Source organism: Candidatus Krumholzibacteriota bacterium (genome assembly GCA_016931295.1).
GTDB lineage: Bacteria > Krumholzibacteriota > Krumholzibacteriia > Krumholzibacteriales > Krumholzibacteriaceae > JAFGEZ01.
Genome location: JAFGEZ010000010.1, coordinates 1 through 18,185, shown reverse-complemented (window position 1 = coordinate 18,185; position 18,185 = coordinate 1). Strand labels below are relative to the sequence as shown.

General features: G+C 66.8%; 14 protein-coding genes. All 14 read left to right on the top strand.

Annotated features, from left to right (window positions below; all coding sequences use genetic code 11):
• The first annotated feature begins 42 nt into the window (after positions 1 to 42).
• Positions 43 to 2,319, top strand: a complete 2,277-nt coding sequence (locus JW876_03025; GenBank protein ID MBN1884483.1) for a hypothetical protein — start codon at positions 43 to 45, stop codon at positions 2,317 to 2,319.
• A 42-nt stretch (positions 2,320 to 2,361) separates the two neighbouring features.
• The gene (locus JW876_03020; GenBank protein MBN1884482.1) at positions 2,362 to 3,651 is read left to right on the top strand and encodes a hypothetical protein; all 1,290 of its coding nucleotides are present in this window, start codon (positions 2,362 to 2,364) and stop codon (positions 3,649 to 3,651) included.
• A gap of 201 nt (positions 3,652 to 3,852) precedes the next feature.
• Positions 3,853 to 4,779, top strand: a complete 927-nt coding sequence (locus JW876_03015; GenBank protein MBN1884481.1) for a DUF4438 domain-containing protein — start codon at positions 3,853 to 3,855, stop codon at positions 4,777 to 4,779.
• A gap of 5 nt (positions 4,780 to 4,784) precedes the next feature.
• Complete coding sequence (locus tag JW876_03010; GenBank protein MBN1884480.1) at positions 4,785 to 5,333, top strand: HD domain-containing protein; 549 nt, start codon at positions 4,785 to 4,787, stop codon at positions 5,331 to 5,333.
• Complete coding sequence (locus JW876_03005; protein ID MBN1884479.1) at positions 5,333 to 7,072, top strand: S8 family serine peptidase; 1,740 nt, start codon at positions 5,333 to 5,335, stop codon at positions 7,070 to 7,072. The genes JW876_03010 and JW876_03005 overlap by 1 nt, the downstream gene beginning before the upstream one ends.
• Before the next feature lie 115 nt (positions 7,073 to 7,187).
• On the top strand, positions 7,188 to 9,941 hold the full coding sequence (locus tag JW876_03000; protein ID MBN1884478.1) for a pyruvate, phosphate dikinase: 2,754 nt from the start codon (positions 7,188 to 7,190) through the stop codon (positions 9,939 to 9,941).
• The gene (locus tag JW876_02995; protein MBN1884477.1) at positions 9,938 to 10,738 is read left to right on the top strand and encodes a CDP-alcohol phosphatidyltransferase family protein; all 801 of its coding nucleotides are present in this window, start codon (positions 9,938 to 9,940) and stop codon (positions 10,736 to 10,738) included. Before JW876_03000 ends, JW876_02995 begins: the two co-directional genes overlap by 4 nt.
• The gene (locus tag JW876_02990; GenBank protein MBN1884476.1) at positions 10,739 to 11,236 is read left to right on the top strand and encodes a DUF4388 domain-containing protein; all 498 of its coding nucleotides are present in this window, start codon (positions 10,739 to 10,741) and stop codon (positions 11,234 to 11,236) included.
• Positions 11,233 to 12,111 (top strand): hypothetical protein, encoded by an 879-nt coding sequence (locus JW876_02985; GenBank protein ID MBN1884475.1) that lies wholly within the window; start codon positions 11,233 to 11,235, stop codon positions 12,109 to 12,111. Before JW876_02990 ends, JW876_02985 begins: the two co-directional genes overlap by 4 nt.
• Positions 12,108 to 13,682, top strand: a complete 1,575-nt coding sequence (locus JW876_02980; protein ID MBN1884474.1) for a hypothetical protein — start codon at positions 12,108 to 12,110, stop codon at positions 13,680 to 13,682. The genes JW876_02985 and JW876_02980 overlap by 4 nt, the downstream gene beginning before the upstream one ends.
• Entirely contained in the window at positions 13,664 to 15,598 is a 1,935-nt protein-coding gene (locus JW876_02975; protein MBN1884473.1) for a glycogen-binding domain-containing protein, read from the top strand. Before JW876_02980 ends, JW876_02975 begins: the two co-directional genes overlap by 19 nt.
• A gap of 17 nt (positions 15,599 to 15,615) precedes the next feature.
• The gene (locus JW876_02970) at positions 15,616 to 16,011 is read left to right on the top strand and encodes an isoamylase early set domain-containing protein (protein ID MBN1884472.1); all 396 of its coding nucleotides are present in this window, start codon (positions 15,616 to 15,618) and stop codon (positions 16,009 to 16,011) included.
• Positions 16,008 to 16,406 (top strand): isoamylase early set domain-containing protein, encoded by a 399-nt coding sequence (locus tag JW876_02965; protein MBN1884471.1) that lies wholly within the window; start codon positions 16,008 to 16,010, stop codon positions 16,404 to 16,406. The genes JW876_02970 and JW876_02965 overlap by 4 nt, the downstream gene beginning before the upstream one ends.
• A gap of 354 nt (positions 16,407 to 16,760) precedes the next feature.
• Positions 16,761 to 18,185 (top strand): Ig-like domain-containing protein (locus JW876_02960; protein ID MBN1884470.1); only part of this gene is annotated, 1,425 nt, incomplete at its 3' end.

Genomic DNA, 18,185 nt, shown 5'->3' with positions numbered 1-18,185 from the left:
TCCTCGCCGGGAGCGGGGGGCGCGCAGGAGGTTTCGAGAGCCATGAAACGCAGGACGCTGAAAACGGCCGCAGGCCTGTTTCTTCTCATCGTCGCCCTTCTCGCGGGATGTTCGGAGGAGTTCACCGGCGATCCCGATGAAAACATTCCGCCCGAGATATGGCTTTCGAGCGGACCGGTGGAAGGGGATACGACCGGCTACCAGGTGCATTTCTACTGGAGCGGCTGGGATCCCGACGGCGAGATCGAGTTCTTCGAGTTCGTCGTCGCCGAGGTGCTCCCGGGGGGATTCAATCCGGAGGATACGACGGGTCTGGACAAATGGATCAGGACCACCGTGCACGACAGCGTCATCCGCGTTCCGGCCAACGAGAATCCCAGCCCCTACAACCCGACCGACCCGGGTGATTCGATCTTCGTCCGCTACGATCTGACGCATACCTTCTTCATCAGAGCCGTCGACCAGCAGGGCAACCGCTCGAAGCCCGCGCACCGGTCCTTCACCGCCTGGACGATCGCGCCCTTCGCGACGATAACGGCGCCCGTATCGAACAATCCGGAGAGTCCGCAGAACTACAGCACGGTCATCACGTTCCGATGGGAGGGGCGCGATCCGATCGACTCGAAGTCGAACTCCCAGGATCCCGATTCGATCAGGTACATCCTGTCGAAGAAGATCAAGCCCGACGGGACCTACGACGGCACGGCAGCCAATATCGTGGGCCTGTTCAATCGATATCCGGCGGCATACGAGAAATTCTATTCGCCCTGGATCAGTTACCGCGCTCCGGAGGATTCCGGCCGCTCCACGATCATCGGGGACGACGAGATCCTGGAGACGAAGATCTACTATTTCTTCGCCGTCCAGGCGAAGGACGAGGCGGGGGCCGTCACGCCCATCTTCGAACGGGGCGTGAACTACCGCGAGTTCCGGGTGTCGGTGCCGGAGGGCGGCGGACCGCTTCTGACCGTGACGGAACAGTTCCTCGGCTCCTTCCTCTTCAAGGGGGATCTGGCGAACCCGGTCAAGAAGGAACTGCCGCCCGGCGTCCAGTTCAAGTTCAAATGGGAGGCGAGCGCCGCGGAATACGGCGGAGAGATCGTCGGCTACCGGTACGGGTGGGATGTGGAGGATCTCAGCAATCCCGACGACTGGGAATCGGCGATCAGTATCTACAATCGGGAAGCGCCGGTCCGCACGTACTATTCGGGAACGCATACGTTCTACATAGAAGCGTGGGACAACGGCAACCGCCGGACACTGGCGCAGATCGTCGTCGAGATCATCCCGTTCACGATGGAACGCAACCTCTTCTTCGTCGACGACTTCAATTCGGACGACAACCCGAAGCTCCTCCGCGAGATGCCGACGGAGACCGAGCACGACCAGTTCTGGTTCAACTACACCAGCCAGGTAGCGGATTTCGTCCCGGACCGCGACATCTACGACTGCCAGGCGAACAACATCAAGGCGCCGCGCATTCGTGACATCGCCAAGTACAAGAATATCATCTGGGTCTACTCCTCCTCCTCGGACGCGTTCTCGACGATCGTCGTCTTCACGCCGGAGGGGAACGTGGTCCAGGGGGGGACGACCGCGCTCAACTACCTCTCGCTCTTCCTCGCGAAGGGCGGGCACCTCTGGACGCTCGGCCGTTCCGAGCGGGCAGGCGGTCTCGCATCGGCATTCGCCGCGACGCCGCTCTTCCCGGCGTCCTTCAAGTTCGACCACGATTACCGGAACAACGAGGATACGAGCGGCGTGAACTGCATGCCCTACCGTGACTACTGCATCCGGGCCGTCGACAAGGTGATGGGATCCTTCCAGAACGACCCCGACGAGATGCCGCCGGACTTCCTCCGCTCGCTCTCCCGCGACGCGATGCGCCTCGCCGTCAAGGATCCGGGCGATCCGCTCACGGCGATGTACCCCGGCCTTCCCGACTCGCTGACCCTCTGGTCGTACGTGACCGAGCCGGGCATGTTCTTCGATCCGAGCAAGCGCGGGTTCTACTATGCCGAAGTCTACGATCCCCAGTATTATTTCGATTTCAAGCTCATCAACGGATCGCTTCCCTGCTATCATGCGATGTATCGCATGCGCGCGGTGAACACGCAGTCGCTGATCAACGACGCGGCGGTCGCGGTATGGATCAGCAAGTACAACGATGTCATCCCGGAGGTCCAGTCCGGGCTCGCCGTCGCGGCGAACAGTTTCCACTTCGGCATCCCGCTGTGGTTCTTCAACAGGAACCAGGTGGGGCGTATCGTCGACGTCGTCTTCGACGAATGGCAATTGCCGCGGGCGGAACCGGATTGATGATCGCATTCCGAGTGAGACGAACAAGGAGGACAGACAATCGTGCGTCGACCGGTTGAGGTGTTGGTGGCTATTCTTTTGCTCGCGGGCGCCATGTGCGGTCCTGCGGCGAGCCAGACCGCGGTGATCGATACGCTCGAACTCGTTCCTCTCCCGCCTGATTCGATGTATCTGCGGCGCGACGGGGCGGAGATCGTCATCGGCTGGTATCCTCCGCCGGATTCGACGGGAGCGGTCATCGGATCGTACGATTTCCGCAACTGGTTCGGGGTCCACTCGGTCAACGAGGGCTCGCGAGTCACGCTTTCGGGGGCCTATATCGGAAACGTCGACCTGACCCTCAAGTTCGAGAAGGTCTTTCCCTCGACGGCGCCGGTCGTCATCGGCGGCTCGTCGCCCGCCGACACGTCGATCAGGATCTTCGCCTCCTTGATCGATCCGCGGAACCGCACGTACACGCAGACATTCAACATCGGGACGAACCATTACACGCCGGGGACGCCGGTCGACGTCATCCTCAGGACCGAGGACGAACCGAGGCTCACGATCGATACGGGCATCTCGGTCGCGTTCGGCGAAGGCGTCGTCGACACGAGTCTCGTCGGCGGGCTCGCCTCCTTTACGCTCGATCTGCAGGATTTCGAGGGATTCCACGTCTTCCGCGGCCTGTCTCCCTTTCCGAGCGAGATGACCTCCCGGGTAGAGCTCTCCAAGGAAGACGGGTATATCGGGTACGAGGCGGATTTGGTCTATTTCAGCGAGTGGCCGAAGATCGACGATTTCGGCCGTCCCTACTACGAATGGGTCGACAAGAACGTCTACGTGGGATTCACCTATCACTATGCCGTCACGACCTACGATCGAGGCTACTTCAAGGGATTCTTCCGCCACAACAAGTGGGACAGCTACGTCTGCGAGGATCCCGATTTCGGATACTACTACGATCCCCCCGAAGAGACGCTCGACTGCGAGGCAAGCGTGCAGTCGATCACGATGACGGTCGATACGGGCACCGACGTGAAGAAGATCTACGCCGTGCCGAATCCCTACCGGACGGGAACCTCCGCCGAGTCATGGCCCTATTACCACAACTTCCCGGACAACAGCATCAAGTTCTACAACGTGCCGGCCCAGTGCGAGCTCAGGATCTTCACGGTCTCCGGCGATCTCGTCTGGGAGACGGTGTTCTCGAGCGCCGGCGGGGAAGACGGCGTGATCACCTGGGACGTCAAGAACAAGGAAGGCCGCGATGTCGGCTCCGGCGTCTACGTCTACAAGGTGGAGGCCTCGAACGGGGACCACATGTACGGACGGATCGTCGTCATCAGGTGACCGTGGACGGATACTGCACGGGCCGCCGTCCTGCGGGACGGCGGCCCTTTTTTTCGGCCCTCGTCGCGAAGCGGCGGCTGAGGTCTTGACAGGAACCCGATTTCCTGAAAGCATGGCCTCGCCGGCCGGCGCGCGGCACCGAAGCACGCCGGTGACGGGTGGAGGCCGCCGGCGATGCGCGGAAGGAATGGAGAGTCGCACGTGATCAGGACGAATCGGGACAGGATCGTCGTGAAGGCCGTCCTCGGACGCGTCACGCATCCACGCATCCCGCTGAGGAATCCATGGCTCGTCGATCCCGCGGGTTGCGCGCATGTCAAGCCGGGGACGGGGGGGATCACCTACAACGTGATGGTCGGCGATTCAGCGTTCGATTTCGAGGGCGACCACGTGGAGCCGTGCGTCAGCATCGCCCACGAGGACACGGGGAAGGATCCGTCGACGACCGGCGGGCTGAGCATCCTGTCGTGCATCGGGAACGAGGCGCGCATCACGAGCGGAGCCGCTGCCGGCGGGAAGGGTATCGTGACGGGAAAGCACGGCGGCGTCGAACACGTCCTCGTCGATTTCCCTCCCGCGACGCTCGAGAAGCTCTCGATCGGCGATCGTATTCTCGTTCGTGCGGCCGGGCAGGGACTGTCTATTCCCGATCTGCCGGACGTCCACGTGATGAACATCGACCCCGCGCTTCTCGACGCATGCGGGATCTCGATCGAGAGCGGCCGGCTCGTCGTGCCCGTCGCGCACGTGATCCCGGCGACGATCATGGGATCGGGGGTCGGGTCCCGACACGCCTACAGCGGAGACTACGATATCCAGATCCCCGACGACGACGTCGTGCGGGAGCATGGATTGCAGTCGCTCCGGATCGGGGACGTGATCGCGATCCGCGACGCCGATTGCCGTTTCGGCCGGACCGTCAGGAAGGGCGCGATGTCGATCGGGGTGGTCGTGCACGGATCGTGCGTCACGAGCGGGCACGGCCCCGGCGTCACGGTCGTCATGACGACGGCCGGCGAAACGATGGTTCCCGAGATCGAGGGTTCAGCGAACATCGCGTCGTACCTCGGCATCGGCAGGGGACGGCGCAAGCCGAAGCGGCGGCAACGCCGCTCGACCGGGGGGTAGCAACGATGGCCGACTGGAAGAAGATCTTTCCCGAGCTCGAATGGATCGAGGACGATCGCCTGGCCGCCAGGGTCGCGGCGGTCTGGGAGGATGCCCTGACGCGCGGAGGCTGGAAGGCGAACGACCTCGACGGGATCCCCTTCACGCTGCTCGTCGACGCCGGAGGCGTGAACCTCGTCGATCATACCCGCATCGTGACGGCGCTCTGCAGAAACGCCGCCGCGGTGATGACCTCGCAGGGCGGGATCGAGCTCGACAACGATCTGCTCATCGCCGGCGCCCTGCTCCACGACGTCGGCAAGCTTCTCGAGTACCGGAAACGCGACGGCGCGATCGAGGTCTCGCGCAGCGGCAGACTCCTCAGGCATCCCCTGTCGGGCCAGGGCCTCGCCGCCCGGCACGATCTCCCCGAGGAGGTCTGCCACATCATCGCGGTGCATTCCCGGGAGGGCGAGAAGTCCTACCGCAGCCCGGAGGCGGTGATTCTCCACCACGCGGATTTCATCGCTTTCGAGACGGTAAAGGCGGTCCAGGCCGCCCCGCCGAAGGACTGATGACTCGAACGTTCCTCATTGCGGCGGGCATTTCGCTCGCGCTGCTTCTAGCGGCCGGGACGGCCGCGGTCCAGACGGTGCCGGGCGGAGACGACCGGCCGGCACCGGTCGGGCCGCGGCTCTCGGCGCTTCTCGAAACGGCCCGCCCCTCGGATGTCCTCTCCGTCTGGATATTCCTCTGCGAAGACCGTCCGCCGGATGCGGAAGCCCGCGTGTCCGGGCGGGCGACCCGACGGATCGCCAAACGGGGTGCCGTCGACGCGAAACGTTTGCGCATACGCCCGATCGACCGTGACGCCATCGTCCTGCTTCGTCCGCATCTCTGCCGGGTACGACACTGTTCCCGCTACTTCCGCGCGATCAGCGCCGATGCCCGCGCCGACGCGGTCGAATCGATCCGGCGCCTGCCGGTCGTGCGTGCGGTCGAGACGGTCGTCGCCCTCAAATCCCCTCTTCTTCCCGCCGCGCGACCGGTCGACGAGCCGGTGCAGACGGGGGAGGATCCCGTGACCGAGGATTACGGGGGGAGCGCCGAGCAGCTCGATCAGCTCGATCTTCTGCCGTTGATGGCGTCGGGGTGGGACGGGTCGGGGCGTTCCACCGGCCGGGAACCCGTGCTCGTCTGCGTCATGGATTCCGGTTTCGATCTCGACCACGATGCCCTCCGGCATATCGACGTCCGGGCCCGGCGCGATTTCGTGCAGGGAGACACGACGGTCGTGGACGGGCCGGGGGATCCCGACGGCCAGGACTGGCACGGAACGACCGTTCTCGGGACCATCGCGGGAGACCTGGCGGGGCGTATCGCCGGCCCGGCGCGGGGCGCGGCATATCTCCTCGCGAAGACGGAGGTCATCGGCTCCGAGACGACGATCGAGGAGGACAACTGGATCGCCGGGCTCGAATGGGCCGACAGCGCGGGCGCGGACGTGGTGACGAGCTCACTCGGCTACTACGTGTGGTACGATCCCGACGATCTCGACGGCGACACGGCGCTCTGCACGAGGGCGGCCGACATCGCCGCGGGCCGCGGGATCGCCGTCGTCCAGGCGGCGGGGAACTTCGGCGCCTACGGCGGACTGCTCGCGCCCGCCGACGGGGACAGCGTCATCACGGTGGGATCGGTCGATCGCGACGGCGACATCGCCTGGTCGAGCTCCCGCGGTCCGACGGCGGACGGACGGATCAAGCCCGACGTCGTCGCGCGCGGCGTCGAGGTCTTCACCATCGACGGCGAGACGTCGTCGGGGTACGCCCGGGCGAGCGGCACCTCCTACGCGACGCCCCTCGTCGCCGGCATCTGCGCGATCTTGCTCGAGATCCATCCGGACTGGGGGCCGATCGAGCTCCGGGACCGGTTGCGGTCCTCGGGGAGCAGGAGCGACGCCCCGGACAACGATTACGGCTGGGGCCTTCCCGACGCGGTTGCCGCCGCGGGCATCACCCCGACGGGGGTGCCCGAAGAGACGATCATCGCGCGCGGAAAGCCGAATCCCTTCCGGGAACGCATCGAATTCGAGTTCTTCCTGCCTCGGAACGAGCCGCTGACCGCCCGCGTCTATGACGCGGGGGGGAGGCTCGTGCGGTCGCTCAGCGAAGGGCGCCGCGTGGCCTGGAGCGGGCGCGTGACCTGGGACGGCAGGAACGATCGCGGCGAACCGGTCGCCTGCGGCGTCTACTTTCTCGACCTCCGGACGCCGACGCTCCGCAGGACGATGAAGACGGTGCGCGTCCAGTGAGCTGCAAGCGAGATTTCACTTGCGGACGCATCGGCCATTGGTGAGATTCACCTGAGGGCCGAACTGACCGAATACATGGTAATGCGTTGTGATACAATAGAATCGGAGGTGCCTGGTGGGGAAGAAGAATGTGTATTTCTTCGGCGGAGGATCGGCCGAGGGCCGAGCCGACATGAAGGATCTGCTCGGCGGGAAGGGAGCGAACCTGGCGGAGATGTCGAATATCGGCATCCCCGTCCCGGCGGGTTTCACCATCTCGACGGAGGTCTGCACGCATTTCTACGAGCATGACGGCGAGTATCCCGAGGGGATGCGCGGCGAGGTGGAGAAGGCCCTGAAACGGGTCGAGAAGGAGATGGGGGCGACCTTCGGCAACGCCGCCGATCCCCTGCTTCTCTCCGTCCGCTCCGGCGCCCGCGTCAGCATGCCCGGCATGATGGATACGGTCCTCAATCTCGGACTGAACGCGGAGACGGTCGAGGGTCTCGCGAAACGCTCCGGGGACGAGCGATTCGCGTGGGATTGCTTCCGGCGGTTCGTCCAGATGTACGGCGACGTCGTCCTCGGAATGAAACCCGAGGGCAAGGACGACATCGATCCCTTCGAGGAGATCCTCGGTGCGAAGAAGACGGAGGTCGGGGCCGAAAGCGACATCGATCTGGGCGTGGGCGATCTGCGCGACCTCATCGAGCGGTACAAGGCGATGATCCTCGATCGCGTCGGCGTGGCGTTTCCCGAGGATCCACTCGAGCAGCTCTGGAACGCCGTCGGGGCCGTCTTCAACTCCTGGAAGAACGACCGCGCCATCACCTACCGGCAACTGAACGGCATCCCCGACGAATGGGGAACCGCGGTGAACGTGCAGTCGATGGTCTACGGAAACCTCGGCGACGATTCGGGCACGGGCGTCGCCTTCACGCGCGACCCGGCGACGGGGGCCGACGTCTTCTACGGCGAATACCTGATGAAGGCGCAGGGAGAGGACGTCGTGGCCGGCATCCGCACGCCCCGGCCGATCAACCGGGCGCAGAAGGGCGACAGCGAGCTGCCGTCGCTCGAGGAGGAGATGGGCGGGATCTACGCGGAGCTCGACGGGATCCGCTCGAAGCTCGAGCGGCACTACCGCGACATGCAGGACCTGGAATTCACGATACAGAACGGCAGGCTCTGGATTCTCCAGACGCGGAGCGGCAAGCGGACCGGGTTCGCGGCCATCAGGATCGCGATCGACATGGTCCGGGAGAAGCTCATCGATCGCGAGGAAGCCCTCCTGCGGATCGAGCCCGAGCAGCTCAACCAGTTCCTCCAGCCCGTCTTCGATATCGACAAGAAGCGCAGGGCCGTCGACGATGGCCGCCTCGTCGCCCGCGGGATCAACGCCGGTCCCGGCGCGGCGACGGGAAAGGTCGTCTTCAACGCGGCGGATGCGGAGGAACGGGCGGCGGCCGGCGACAAGGTGATCCTCGTCAGGATCGAGACGAGTCCCGAGGACATACGCGGCATGAGCGCCGCGGCCGGGATCCTCACGTCGGCCGGCGGGGCGACCTCGCACGCCGCGCTCGTCGCGCGGCAGATGGGCAAGGTGTGCGTCGTCGGGGCGAAGGATCTCGTCGTCGATTACCGGAAGCGTACGATCACGGCGAACGGAAAGACGATCAGGGAGGGCGAGGCGATCTCGATCGACGGCACCGCCGGCGAGGTGTACGCCGGGGAGATCGATACGCGCCCGTCGGAGGTCGTGCAGGTCGTCCTCGACGAAACGCTCGACAGGGATGCTTCCGCCGTCTACCGGGATTTCGAGGAGTTGATGGCCTGGGCGGGGGAGATCAAGAAACTCGGCGTCCGCGCGAACGCGGATCGGCCCGGGCAGGCGGCGACGGCGGTCGCATTCGGGGCGGAGGGGATCGGTCTCTGCCGGACCGAGCACATGTTCTTCGAGGGAGACCGGATCGACACGGTGCGCGAGATGATCCTGGCCGATGATCTTGCCGGGAGAAAGAATGCGCTCGACAGGCTGCTCCCGATGCAGCGGGAGGATTTCCGGGGGATATTCGAGGCGATGGGCGGACGGCCCGTCACGGTGCGGACCCTCGATCCGCCGCTTCACGAGTTCCTTCCCCACGACGAGAAGGAGATCGCCGCGCTGGCGCGGAAGATGGGCGTCGACGCGGAAAGACTCGCCGAGAAGATCCATTCCCTCAGGGAGGCCAACCCGATGCTCGGTCACCGGGGCTGCCGCCTCGGTATCGTCTATCCCGAGATCACCGAGATGCAGGCACGGGCGATCTTCGAGGCCGCCTGCGACGTCGTCGAGTCCGGAGGCGCGCCGAGGCCCGAGATCATGATTCCCCTCGTCGGGCACGTCCGCGAGCTCGAGCTGCAGGCAGCGGTCGTCAGGCGCGTCGCGGCCGAGGTGATGAAGAGCCGCGGCGTCGAGATGGACTATCTCGTCGGAACGATGATCGAGATCCCCCGCGCGGCGCTGACCGCCGACGAGATCGCCGGCGAGGCCGAGTTCTTCTCGTTCGGCACGAACGACCTCACGCAGACGACCTTCGGCGTGAGCCGCGACGACGCGGGCAAGTTCCTCGGTGAATACCGCGAACAGAAGATCTGGGACAGCGATCCCTTCCAGAAGCTCGACCAGGCCGGCGTCGGCGCGCTCGTCCGCATCGGCGTGGAGAAGGGGCGCGGCGCGAAGCCGGAACTCAAGATCGGGATCTGCGGGGAGCACGGCGGGGAACCGTCCTCGATCGAGTTCTGCCATGGGACGGGATTCGATTACGTGAGCTGCTCGCCCTTCCGCGTGCCGATCGCCATCGTCGCGGCGGCGCGGGCCGCAGTGGCGGGCGGGATGGAAGGCCGATGATCGACGCCGCGGACGGGATCGAGACGGAGGCTCGCGGGCGGAGTGTCCTTGTCGAACGCTCCGCCCGCCGCGTGTTCGTCCTGTACGCGGCGGCGGTGGCGTCGTCGTCGGTGTTCGTCGCCCTCGCGGGCAGGGCGGGTCTCGGTGTTCGCATCGCCGCCTGGACCCTTCCGGCGATCGGTCTTCTCGGCGTCTTCACGATCCGGCGGCGCGACCTGGTCTGCGGCGCAAACGGCGCGCCGGCCGACTTTTTCGGAGTGCCGAACGCCCTCACCGTACTCCGTATCCTCCTCGTTCCCCCCTTCCTCGTCCTCTTCTTCGACGGGGCGGTGGTCGCCGGGACGATACTGTACGCGGTCGCCGCCCTCACCGACGTGGCGGACGGGATGATCGCGCGCCGGACGGGGTCGACGACGCGGTACGGGCTTCTCCTCGATCCGGTCGGCGACATCCTCTCGACCTTCGCCGTCTTCACCGTCCTCTTCGTCCGCGGCGTCGTTCCGTTCTGGCTTTTCATCCTTCTCGCCGTCCGGTATACTCAATTCTTCGCCGGGTTGTACGTCCTGCGGCGGCTCCGGGCCCTTCCGCGGCTCCGCGCCACCGCGGCGGGAAAGGCGGCGGGAGTCGTCCAGGCGGTAGGGATCGTGATCCTTCTGGCCGGGATGGTGCAGGACGTGGTGCCGGTCGATCGCCTGCGTCCGTTCCTGTTCGCCGTGATGGGAGCGGCATTCGGCGCCGTCATCGTCTCGCAGACGGTCATCGGCCTGATCGCCCTCCGGGGGCGAGGAGGTAACTGAATGGATTTCAGCGGCGACCTGGGGGTTCTCGAACCCGCCATCCTCTTCCAGATCGTCAACATGGCGGGACTGACGGGGAAACTGAAGCTCGTGGCGACGGACAATCTCGCCAGTTTCTATTTCCGCGGCGGCGATCTCGCCTACGCGACGATAGACACGCGGAGACGGAAGATCGGCGACGTTCTCGTCGAGCAAGGCCTGATCACGAGGAAGGTCCTCGACGAAACGCTCGCCTCGAACCGCGGCAGGACGGGCAACCGGATCGGCAACGTGCTCATCGAGGCCGGTTATCTCGAGTACGAGGCCCTCGCGACGGCGATCCAGGAGCAGATCAAGGAAGTCGTCTACACGGTGCTGCCCTGGACTGTCGGACAGTTCGCCTACTTCAACCTCGTCGAGCCCGAGGACGAGGACATCCTGCTCGACATCAAGATGGATCATCTCATCCTCGAGGGGCTCAAGCGGCTCGACGAATCCAGGAATCGCCGGGAGCGATGAGACGCCTGTCCGTCCTGACGTTGCTGCTTCTGTCCACCGCGGCGCAGGCCGCGGCGGCCGAGCCGTTCGGTGTCGCCTCGGCCGGCGCCCGGAGCCAGGCAATGGGCGGCGCATTCGTCTCGCTCGCCGACGACGCGAGCGCGCTCTTCAGCAATCCGGCCGGTCTCGTCCTCTCCGGGGCCTCCTGCGTCTGGGGTGACTACGCGGAGCCCCGCGGCGTCGGATCGCGGGGGGAGGGGAGACTCGGCGCCGTTCTCCCGCGCGGAGCCACCGTCTTCGGCGTCTCGGGCTACCGCCACGCCCTGGACGGGCGGACGAGGAACATCCTCGTCGCCGGCGTCGCACGCAACCTCGTCGAAGGCACGCAGGGATCCTTTCTCGCCGTCGGCGTCACTTTCAAGATCGGCCGCCTGCTCGCGGACCGGGAATGCTCGGTCTGTCCCGGCCGCGAAGCGGACACGCATCCGTCGGGCGACATCGGGCTCGTCATCCGGCCGTTGCCGTTCGTCTCGTTCGGATACGCCGTCGAGACGGTCGTCGAGAGCGATTTCGATGCGGGAGAAGCGCGGGAATCCTGGGAACGCGCGGGCCGTCTCGGCATGGCGTGGCTGTGGGAGGAGAAGGTCACGATCGCCGTCGAGCGCGAATCGCGGGGCGGGGAGACGACGATCCGGTACGGAGTCGCCGTTCGCGCGTCGTGGGGGATCGAGCTGATGGGAGGCGTCATCGGTAAATCCCGCATCGCCGGCGGCGTCCGCTGGAGCGCAAACCGGCTGCGCCTGGGAGCGGCCTTCGAGCAGGCAAACGAGGACGTCTCCGGCCGGGTCACCCTCGAGCTGTTTCCGACGGGGCGGAAGGAGGGGTTCGGCGGGTGAGACCGACGGCCGCAGCGAAAGTGCTGTTTTTCTGCGCGGTCGCGGTCGCGGTCGCGGCCCCGGCCCCGGCGTCGGCCGCGTTCCCGGCGGTCGTCGATTCGACCGCGTCGTTTCGCTGGCAGGCGCATCTCGCCGAGCGGTTGCGGCTTCGCGAGGGATCCGCGCCCGTGCCGTGGACGGAGGATCCTGGCACGGCCTGCGATTCCGACCGGCTCGCCCTCATGGCGCATGGCCGGCGCGGCGAACTCGACCTCTTCCTGAAGGGAGCGGCGGGGTGCAACCCGGATGCCGGTGGGGAAGGGGCGTTCATTCTCGACCAGGGCCACGTCGGCTGGATGGGCGCGGGCGGGGCGATCCGTGCGCGGTGCGCACTGCGGGAGCGGGTGTTACGCGATTCCCACCGTCTCTTCCAGGTCCTCTCGGACGACGCGCCGTACGTCTACGGACGCGCGGAGGGTTTCGCGCTCGATGTCGCCACCGGTGAGGCCTTCCGGCTGTCCGCGAGGCGCCTCGTCTTCCGGGACGAAGCGGCCGTCGTCCTGGACGGCGGTCTTCCCTCCTTCGGCGGAAACGGCGATGACGTGGCGACGCTCCGGGTCGAGGGCCGGTCGAGACGGGTCCGTCTCGGTTTCCTGGCGATGGAATCCCGGCGGGCGACGAGCGGGATGACGGTGCTGTACGACGGCATCCGGCGGCGTTACGGCGCGACGGGCGACCGCGTGCTGATCGGGCTGGACGGATCGATCGACATCGCCGGGCTGACCGTCACTGCGGAACTTTTCCGGTCGGCCGCGGGCCGCTGGGACGACATCGGCGGGAATTTTCTGGGGATTGACGCCGAAGGTGGCTCCTTCGACAGCCCGGGAGGATTCGTGGGCGAGGAGGGAGCCGCCGCCGTCGAGATCGACGGCATCGCCGTGTCCGCGGGCGGCATGGGGGAGATCGGCGCCGTGCCGGCCTGGCGGGTCGTCGGAGAGGGGTTCCGGAACGATCTGGGGGAGATGCCGCGCGGCATCGTCGAGTCGAGCGTCACGTCGTGGTGGCGGCATCCGACGCGCGAGGCGATCGCCGTGGTCGAAGCGGGGGAACTCCGGCCCCGGGCAGGCGGAGAGGGGCTTCTGCGGGCGTCGGCGCGCCTGCGCGCCCGCCTGCGGGGCGGGCTCGACGTGACCGGCGGGATCGCCGCGGCGGAAGGAAAACGACCGTGGTACGTTCTTTCCATCCTCGACGACGGCGGCAGGGCGCGGACGCTCGCGACGGCCCGCGTCGACGACGAGAACGGACGGGCGCGCTTCTCCTTTCTCGGCGCGGGATGGATGAATGTCGGCCGCGCCCTCACCGCGCGGGGCACGATCTATCTCGCGCGCGCGCGGCACGGGTACTATTCAATCGGCGCCGAGTACCGGCCAGACGAACGGTTTCTCTTCTCGATCGATTACGGCACCTTCGACGTCTTCTCGGCGACCGGCATGCGGATCGAACGGTCGATGCTGGTCGATTCATCGACGCCGCTCCCGGTATCCGGGGAGCGGATAACGATCGGCGCGAGGATATGGTTCGGAACGCTCTGATACGGCATGTCTCGATTGCGGTCGCCGCGGCCGCCTTCTGGGTCGCCGCCCCCGGCGCGGCAGGGGCGGGCCTCGTCGTGGACGAGGAGGAAACCGTCTTCTCGATCGCGGCACCGGGCGCGGAACGCGTCTTTCTCGTCGGCGACTTCAACGCCTGGAATCCCACCCTTGACCGGATGGTGGCGCGCGACGGTATCTTCCAGATCCGTCTCTTCCTCCTTCCCGGCAGGTACCGGTACCGGTTCGTCGTCGACGGGCAGAGCCTCGCCGACGACGACAATCCGCACCGCGACGTCGACGGGAACTCCTTCTTCATCCTCGCCGAGACCGCGGCGGGGTACGAGATCCTCTTCGCCGAGCCGGGGAGGCCGGCGACCACGGGGATCGAGACGGCCTTCGACGGGTCCGTCGCCGTACACGGAGTAAGCGACCGGGCGTCACTGCTCGCGGATGCGCGCGTGCGGGCAAGAACCGGAATGGGAGGGGAGGGGATCTTCCGGGCCGGGGTGGATTATCGCGTGGACGATGGAGCGGGCAGGGGATACCTGATCGAGGGATGCGCCTCCTGGCCGCTCGGCGACGGGTGGATTCGCGGTTTCACGCGCCGGTCTGATTTGGGCTTCGGCGATCCGGCCGCCCTGTTCGGGACGGTCGGTCCCTGGGAATATCCCGTCGGGCTCTTCTGCCGGGGTGCGGGCGCGCGGATCGTCCCCTTCCCCGGACTCGCCGGCGAGGTCGTCTACGCGAGCCGCATCGACGGACGCAGGGAGGTCCTCGTGCCGGGCGCGGCGGCGACGACCTCGGTCGAGATGCCGGCGGGGCCGTTTTCCGGCAGGACGCGCCGCGGGTCCGACATGATCGGCGTGTCGCTCGAAGGCGGCGATGACCCGGTGACCATCCGGTGGCTCGCCCGCTACGACCGCCGCATCGCCGGCGAAGGCGGGGAGTTCTCCATCTCCGTGCCGGCATGGGGGCGGTTCCACGAGACCTTCGCCGCCACCGGCGGGTGGCTCAGCCTTCGCGGCCTAGGCGGGATCGTCGTCGAGGCGGAATATCTCTCGGGGAGATCGACGATCGAGGCCGAAAACTTCCTTTCCGGCGAAACGGGCGACGAGCGGCTGGATCGCGACGAGGGACGGCGATTCGTCATCTCGCTGCGTGTCGAGTGCGGCGGATTCGACGGCAGCGTCACGATGGAGCGGACGACGATCGACGGGCCGACTGATCTCCGGGAGCAACGGCCGGAGGGCGCCGCCGACGTCGTCGGGGCCGATCTGCGGTTCGGGCCGCCGGGGCGTCGAGCGCGTCTCGCGGCCCGGCTCGAGCATTTCTCCGCGGAAAACACCGGAGAGGTCTTCTGGCTCGAGGGGCGGAATCCCTGGCTCGACGGCGATCGGTTGACGATCGGGCGGCTGCCGTTCCTCGGGTCGCGGCGCGTTTGCGAGTTGCTCGCCGGCTTCGGCGGCGAGCCGCCGACGGCCGGTCTTCCCGACGGCCACGGGGCCCGGGTGGACGTCGCCCGGCGGGGGGATCTTTGCTCGGAATCGGTCACCGAGGCGCTCGCCGCCGTCTGGGTTTGTCTGCCCCGTGGAATCGGCCTGATTTTGGATGGGCGATGGGTCGGCTACGAGCTCGACGGATTCGACGATTCCTTTCTCGACATGTACGCGGGGCTGATCCTGCCCCTCGGTTCGCGCGGCTGGTGCACGCTGGGCGCGGGGCGCGATCCGGTCGTTTTCGATCGCTGGACATGGTCCTTCGAACGGCGCGGTCGAAACGAGTTCCTCGCCGGACGGGGGCTGTACGAGATGGCGGGGGCCGGGGACCGCGACGCCCTTCTCGAAACACTGGCGGCCGCGGAAAAGGAACTCGCCTCGGGCGCGGTCTTTACCTTTGAAGCGGGGTTCCGATTCTGATAGCATCGACGCGAAGAATGAACCTGCACAGACGCAGCCGCCTCGCCGTCGCGGCCACGATCGCCCTCCTGACGCTCGCTTCGTGCGGGCGGTACCTCGAGGCGCGTCTCGATTCGCCCGGCATCCGCGGGGAGACGGTGACCTTCCGGTTCCGGAGCCCGTCGGCCCGCACGGTCCAGGTGGCGGGGGATTTCAACAACTGGGGCGCCGGGGATGCCGCAACGGGAGAGGTGCTGGTCGGACTGATGCGCCGGGGCGAGGAGGGCGTCTGGGAGCTCTCCCTGCGGCTGCCGTCGGGCCGATACCGGTACCTTTTCCTCGTGAACGAGGTCGCTTATGTCCTCGATCCGGCGAATCCGCGGATCGTCCCCGATGGGAGAGGAGGGAAGGCCGGTCTTGTGATCGTGCCGTGACCATGAATGCACATGCGCCTGCGGCGTGCGCCGCACTCGTTTTCCTGGCCCTGATCCTCGTCGCCGGATGCGGATCGGGTTTTCCCGACTGGGAACGCGGCGTCGATCCCCGCTCCGGCCCGGAGATCACCCCGGAGGGGGTCCGGTTCATCCTCTACGCGCCGGACATCGACGCGGTCGCCGTCGCCGGGGACTTCAACAACTGGTCGACCGTCGCCGACCCCCTGTACGATCGGGAGACCGACGGTCTCTGGACGATCACCATCCCGCTCGAGCCCGGTCGCTACGAGTACAAGTTCTATGTCGACGGCGAGAAATGGACGCCCGATCCCGGCAATCCGGAGCGTGTCGACGACGGCTTCGGGGGATTCAATTCCGTCCTCGTCGTCGAATGAGGTCCTGCGCAGGCATATTTATATTGAAATCATATTGTTAGAGGTGTCCGTGGCGTTGCATTCTGCACCGGCGAATGAAAATCTGCCACCGGTCCGCGAATGGGCGGCGCAAGGCGCCCTCCAACTCGGTCCGACGGCGGAATACGACCGGTCGGGACAGGACGCATCGATTGACGGTGGTAAAAACATCCGCGCTTTTGTATCATAACGCGTTACGGCGGGTCCGCCGCGCGGGGCGGCATGGGAGGCCCGCCCGGAAGGCCCCCCCGGCGGGGAGGCCGGGAGGCCCCCCGGGGTCCGGGACGGTTCGCGCTTCCTTCTGGCATATGACTTGCGCCCACAAGGAACGATATGATGACACGCGCGCGATCGACATACGCTGACCTTCCCCGCGGCGCGGCGGCCGTTTTTCTCGTCGCGACGGTCCTGGCCGTCCTGTGGCCGGCGGTCGCGTGCGCCGTTCCCGGAAGCGGCACGGCCGCGATCGATCCATCGGGAGCGGTATCGGCCGGATCGCTCGGCACGTGGACCATCACGTACACGGCAACCGAGGCCTTCTCGCACGGAACGGTCGAACTGACGATCCCCCCCGGCTGGTCCCTGCCGCAGACAACCGACGGTTTCCTCGAAGGATACGTCACCGTGTCGAGCAGCGGCACGCTCGGCCTGCCGCCGGCGAGCGTGACGGGCAGGCAGATCTCCGTCGCCGTCGACACCCTCGACATCGGGGGGACGGTCACGATCGTATACGGGAGCATCGCCGTTTCCGTCGACGGAAGGGCCGAGGCCCAGACCTCGGTCGAGGATGACGTCGTCTTCGCGACCGCTTCCGATCCGGCCGGGACGTCGGGCGCGCCCATCGCGTCATCGCCGATCGTCGACGTCGTCGCGGCGAGCGTCGACCGGCTCGTTTTCCTCACTCCGCCGCGGTCGATCGAAGCCGGCGGGGAAAGCGACGTCGTCCGGATCGGCACCCAGGACGCCTATGGAAACCCGAGCCCCGTCCTCTCCGATCAGACGATCGATCTCTCGTCGACATCGCCCACGGGCGCCTTCTCCGCATTGCCCGGAGCCGGCTGGAGCGGAATCTCGTCGGTGACGATGCTCGCCGGCGAGGACACCGTCTCCTTCTTTTGCCGCGACACGGCCGTCGGCACGCACGATATCTCTGTCGCGGCGTCGGGCCAGTCGTGGACGGGAGCCGTCCAGGAGCTGGTCGTCGACGCGGCCGCTCCCTTCCGGCTCGTCGTTTCGCCGACGGATACGATGGTGACGGCCGGCGAATTCGCGCGGTTCAGTATCTCGGTGGAGGACGTCTACGGCAACCCGAGTTCCGTGACGAGCGATCAGACGATCTCGCTCCTCGCGGCGGCGGGCTCCTTCTATGACCCGGGAAATCACGCGACCCCAATCGCCCAGGCGATCGTCCCGACGGGAACCGCCTCGGCGTCGGTCGACTACCGCCACACGGCGATGAACGCGACGCTCGGATACTTCCTGGCGTTCATCGACAACGACGGCTCGGCCCCCAGCCTCGAATCGGCGACGACGACCGTCTACGTCGACAACGCGGAGGCGGACACGCTTGTCTCCGGCGTCGAAGTCGCAGGTGGACCGGTGACGGCGGACGGCATCGACGAGGCGGCGGTCTCCGTCACCGTGCGCGACGCGTTCGACAATCCCGTCGACGGCGTGGCGGTGACGATCGAGGCGACGGACACCGGCGGTGGCAACGCGTACACGCAGCCGGCCGGCGTGACGGGCGCGGACGGGGTGGCC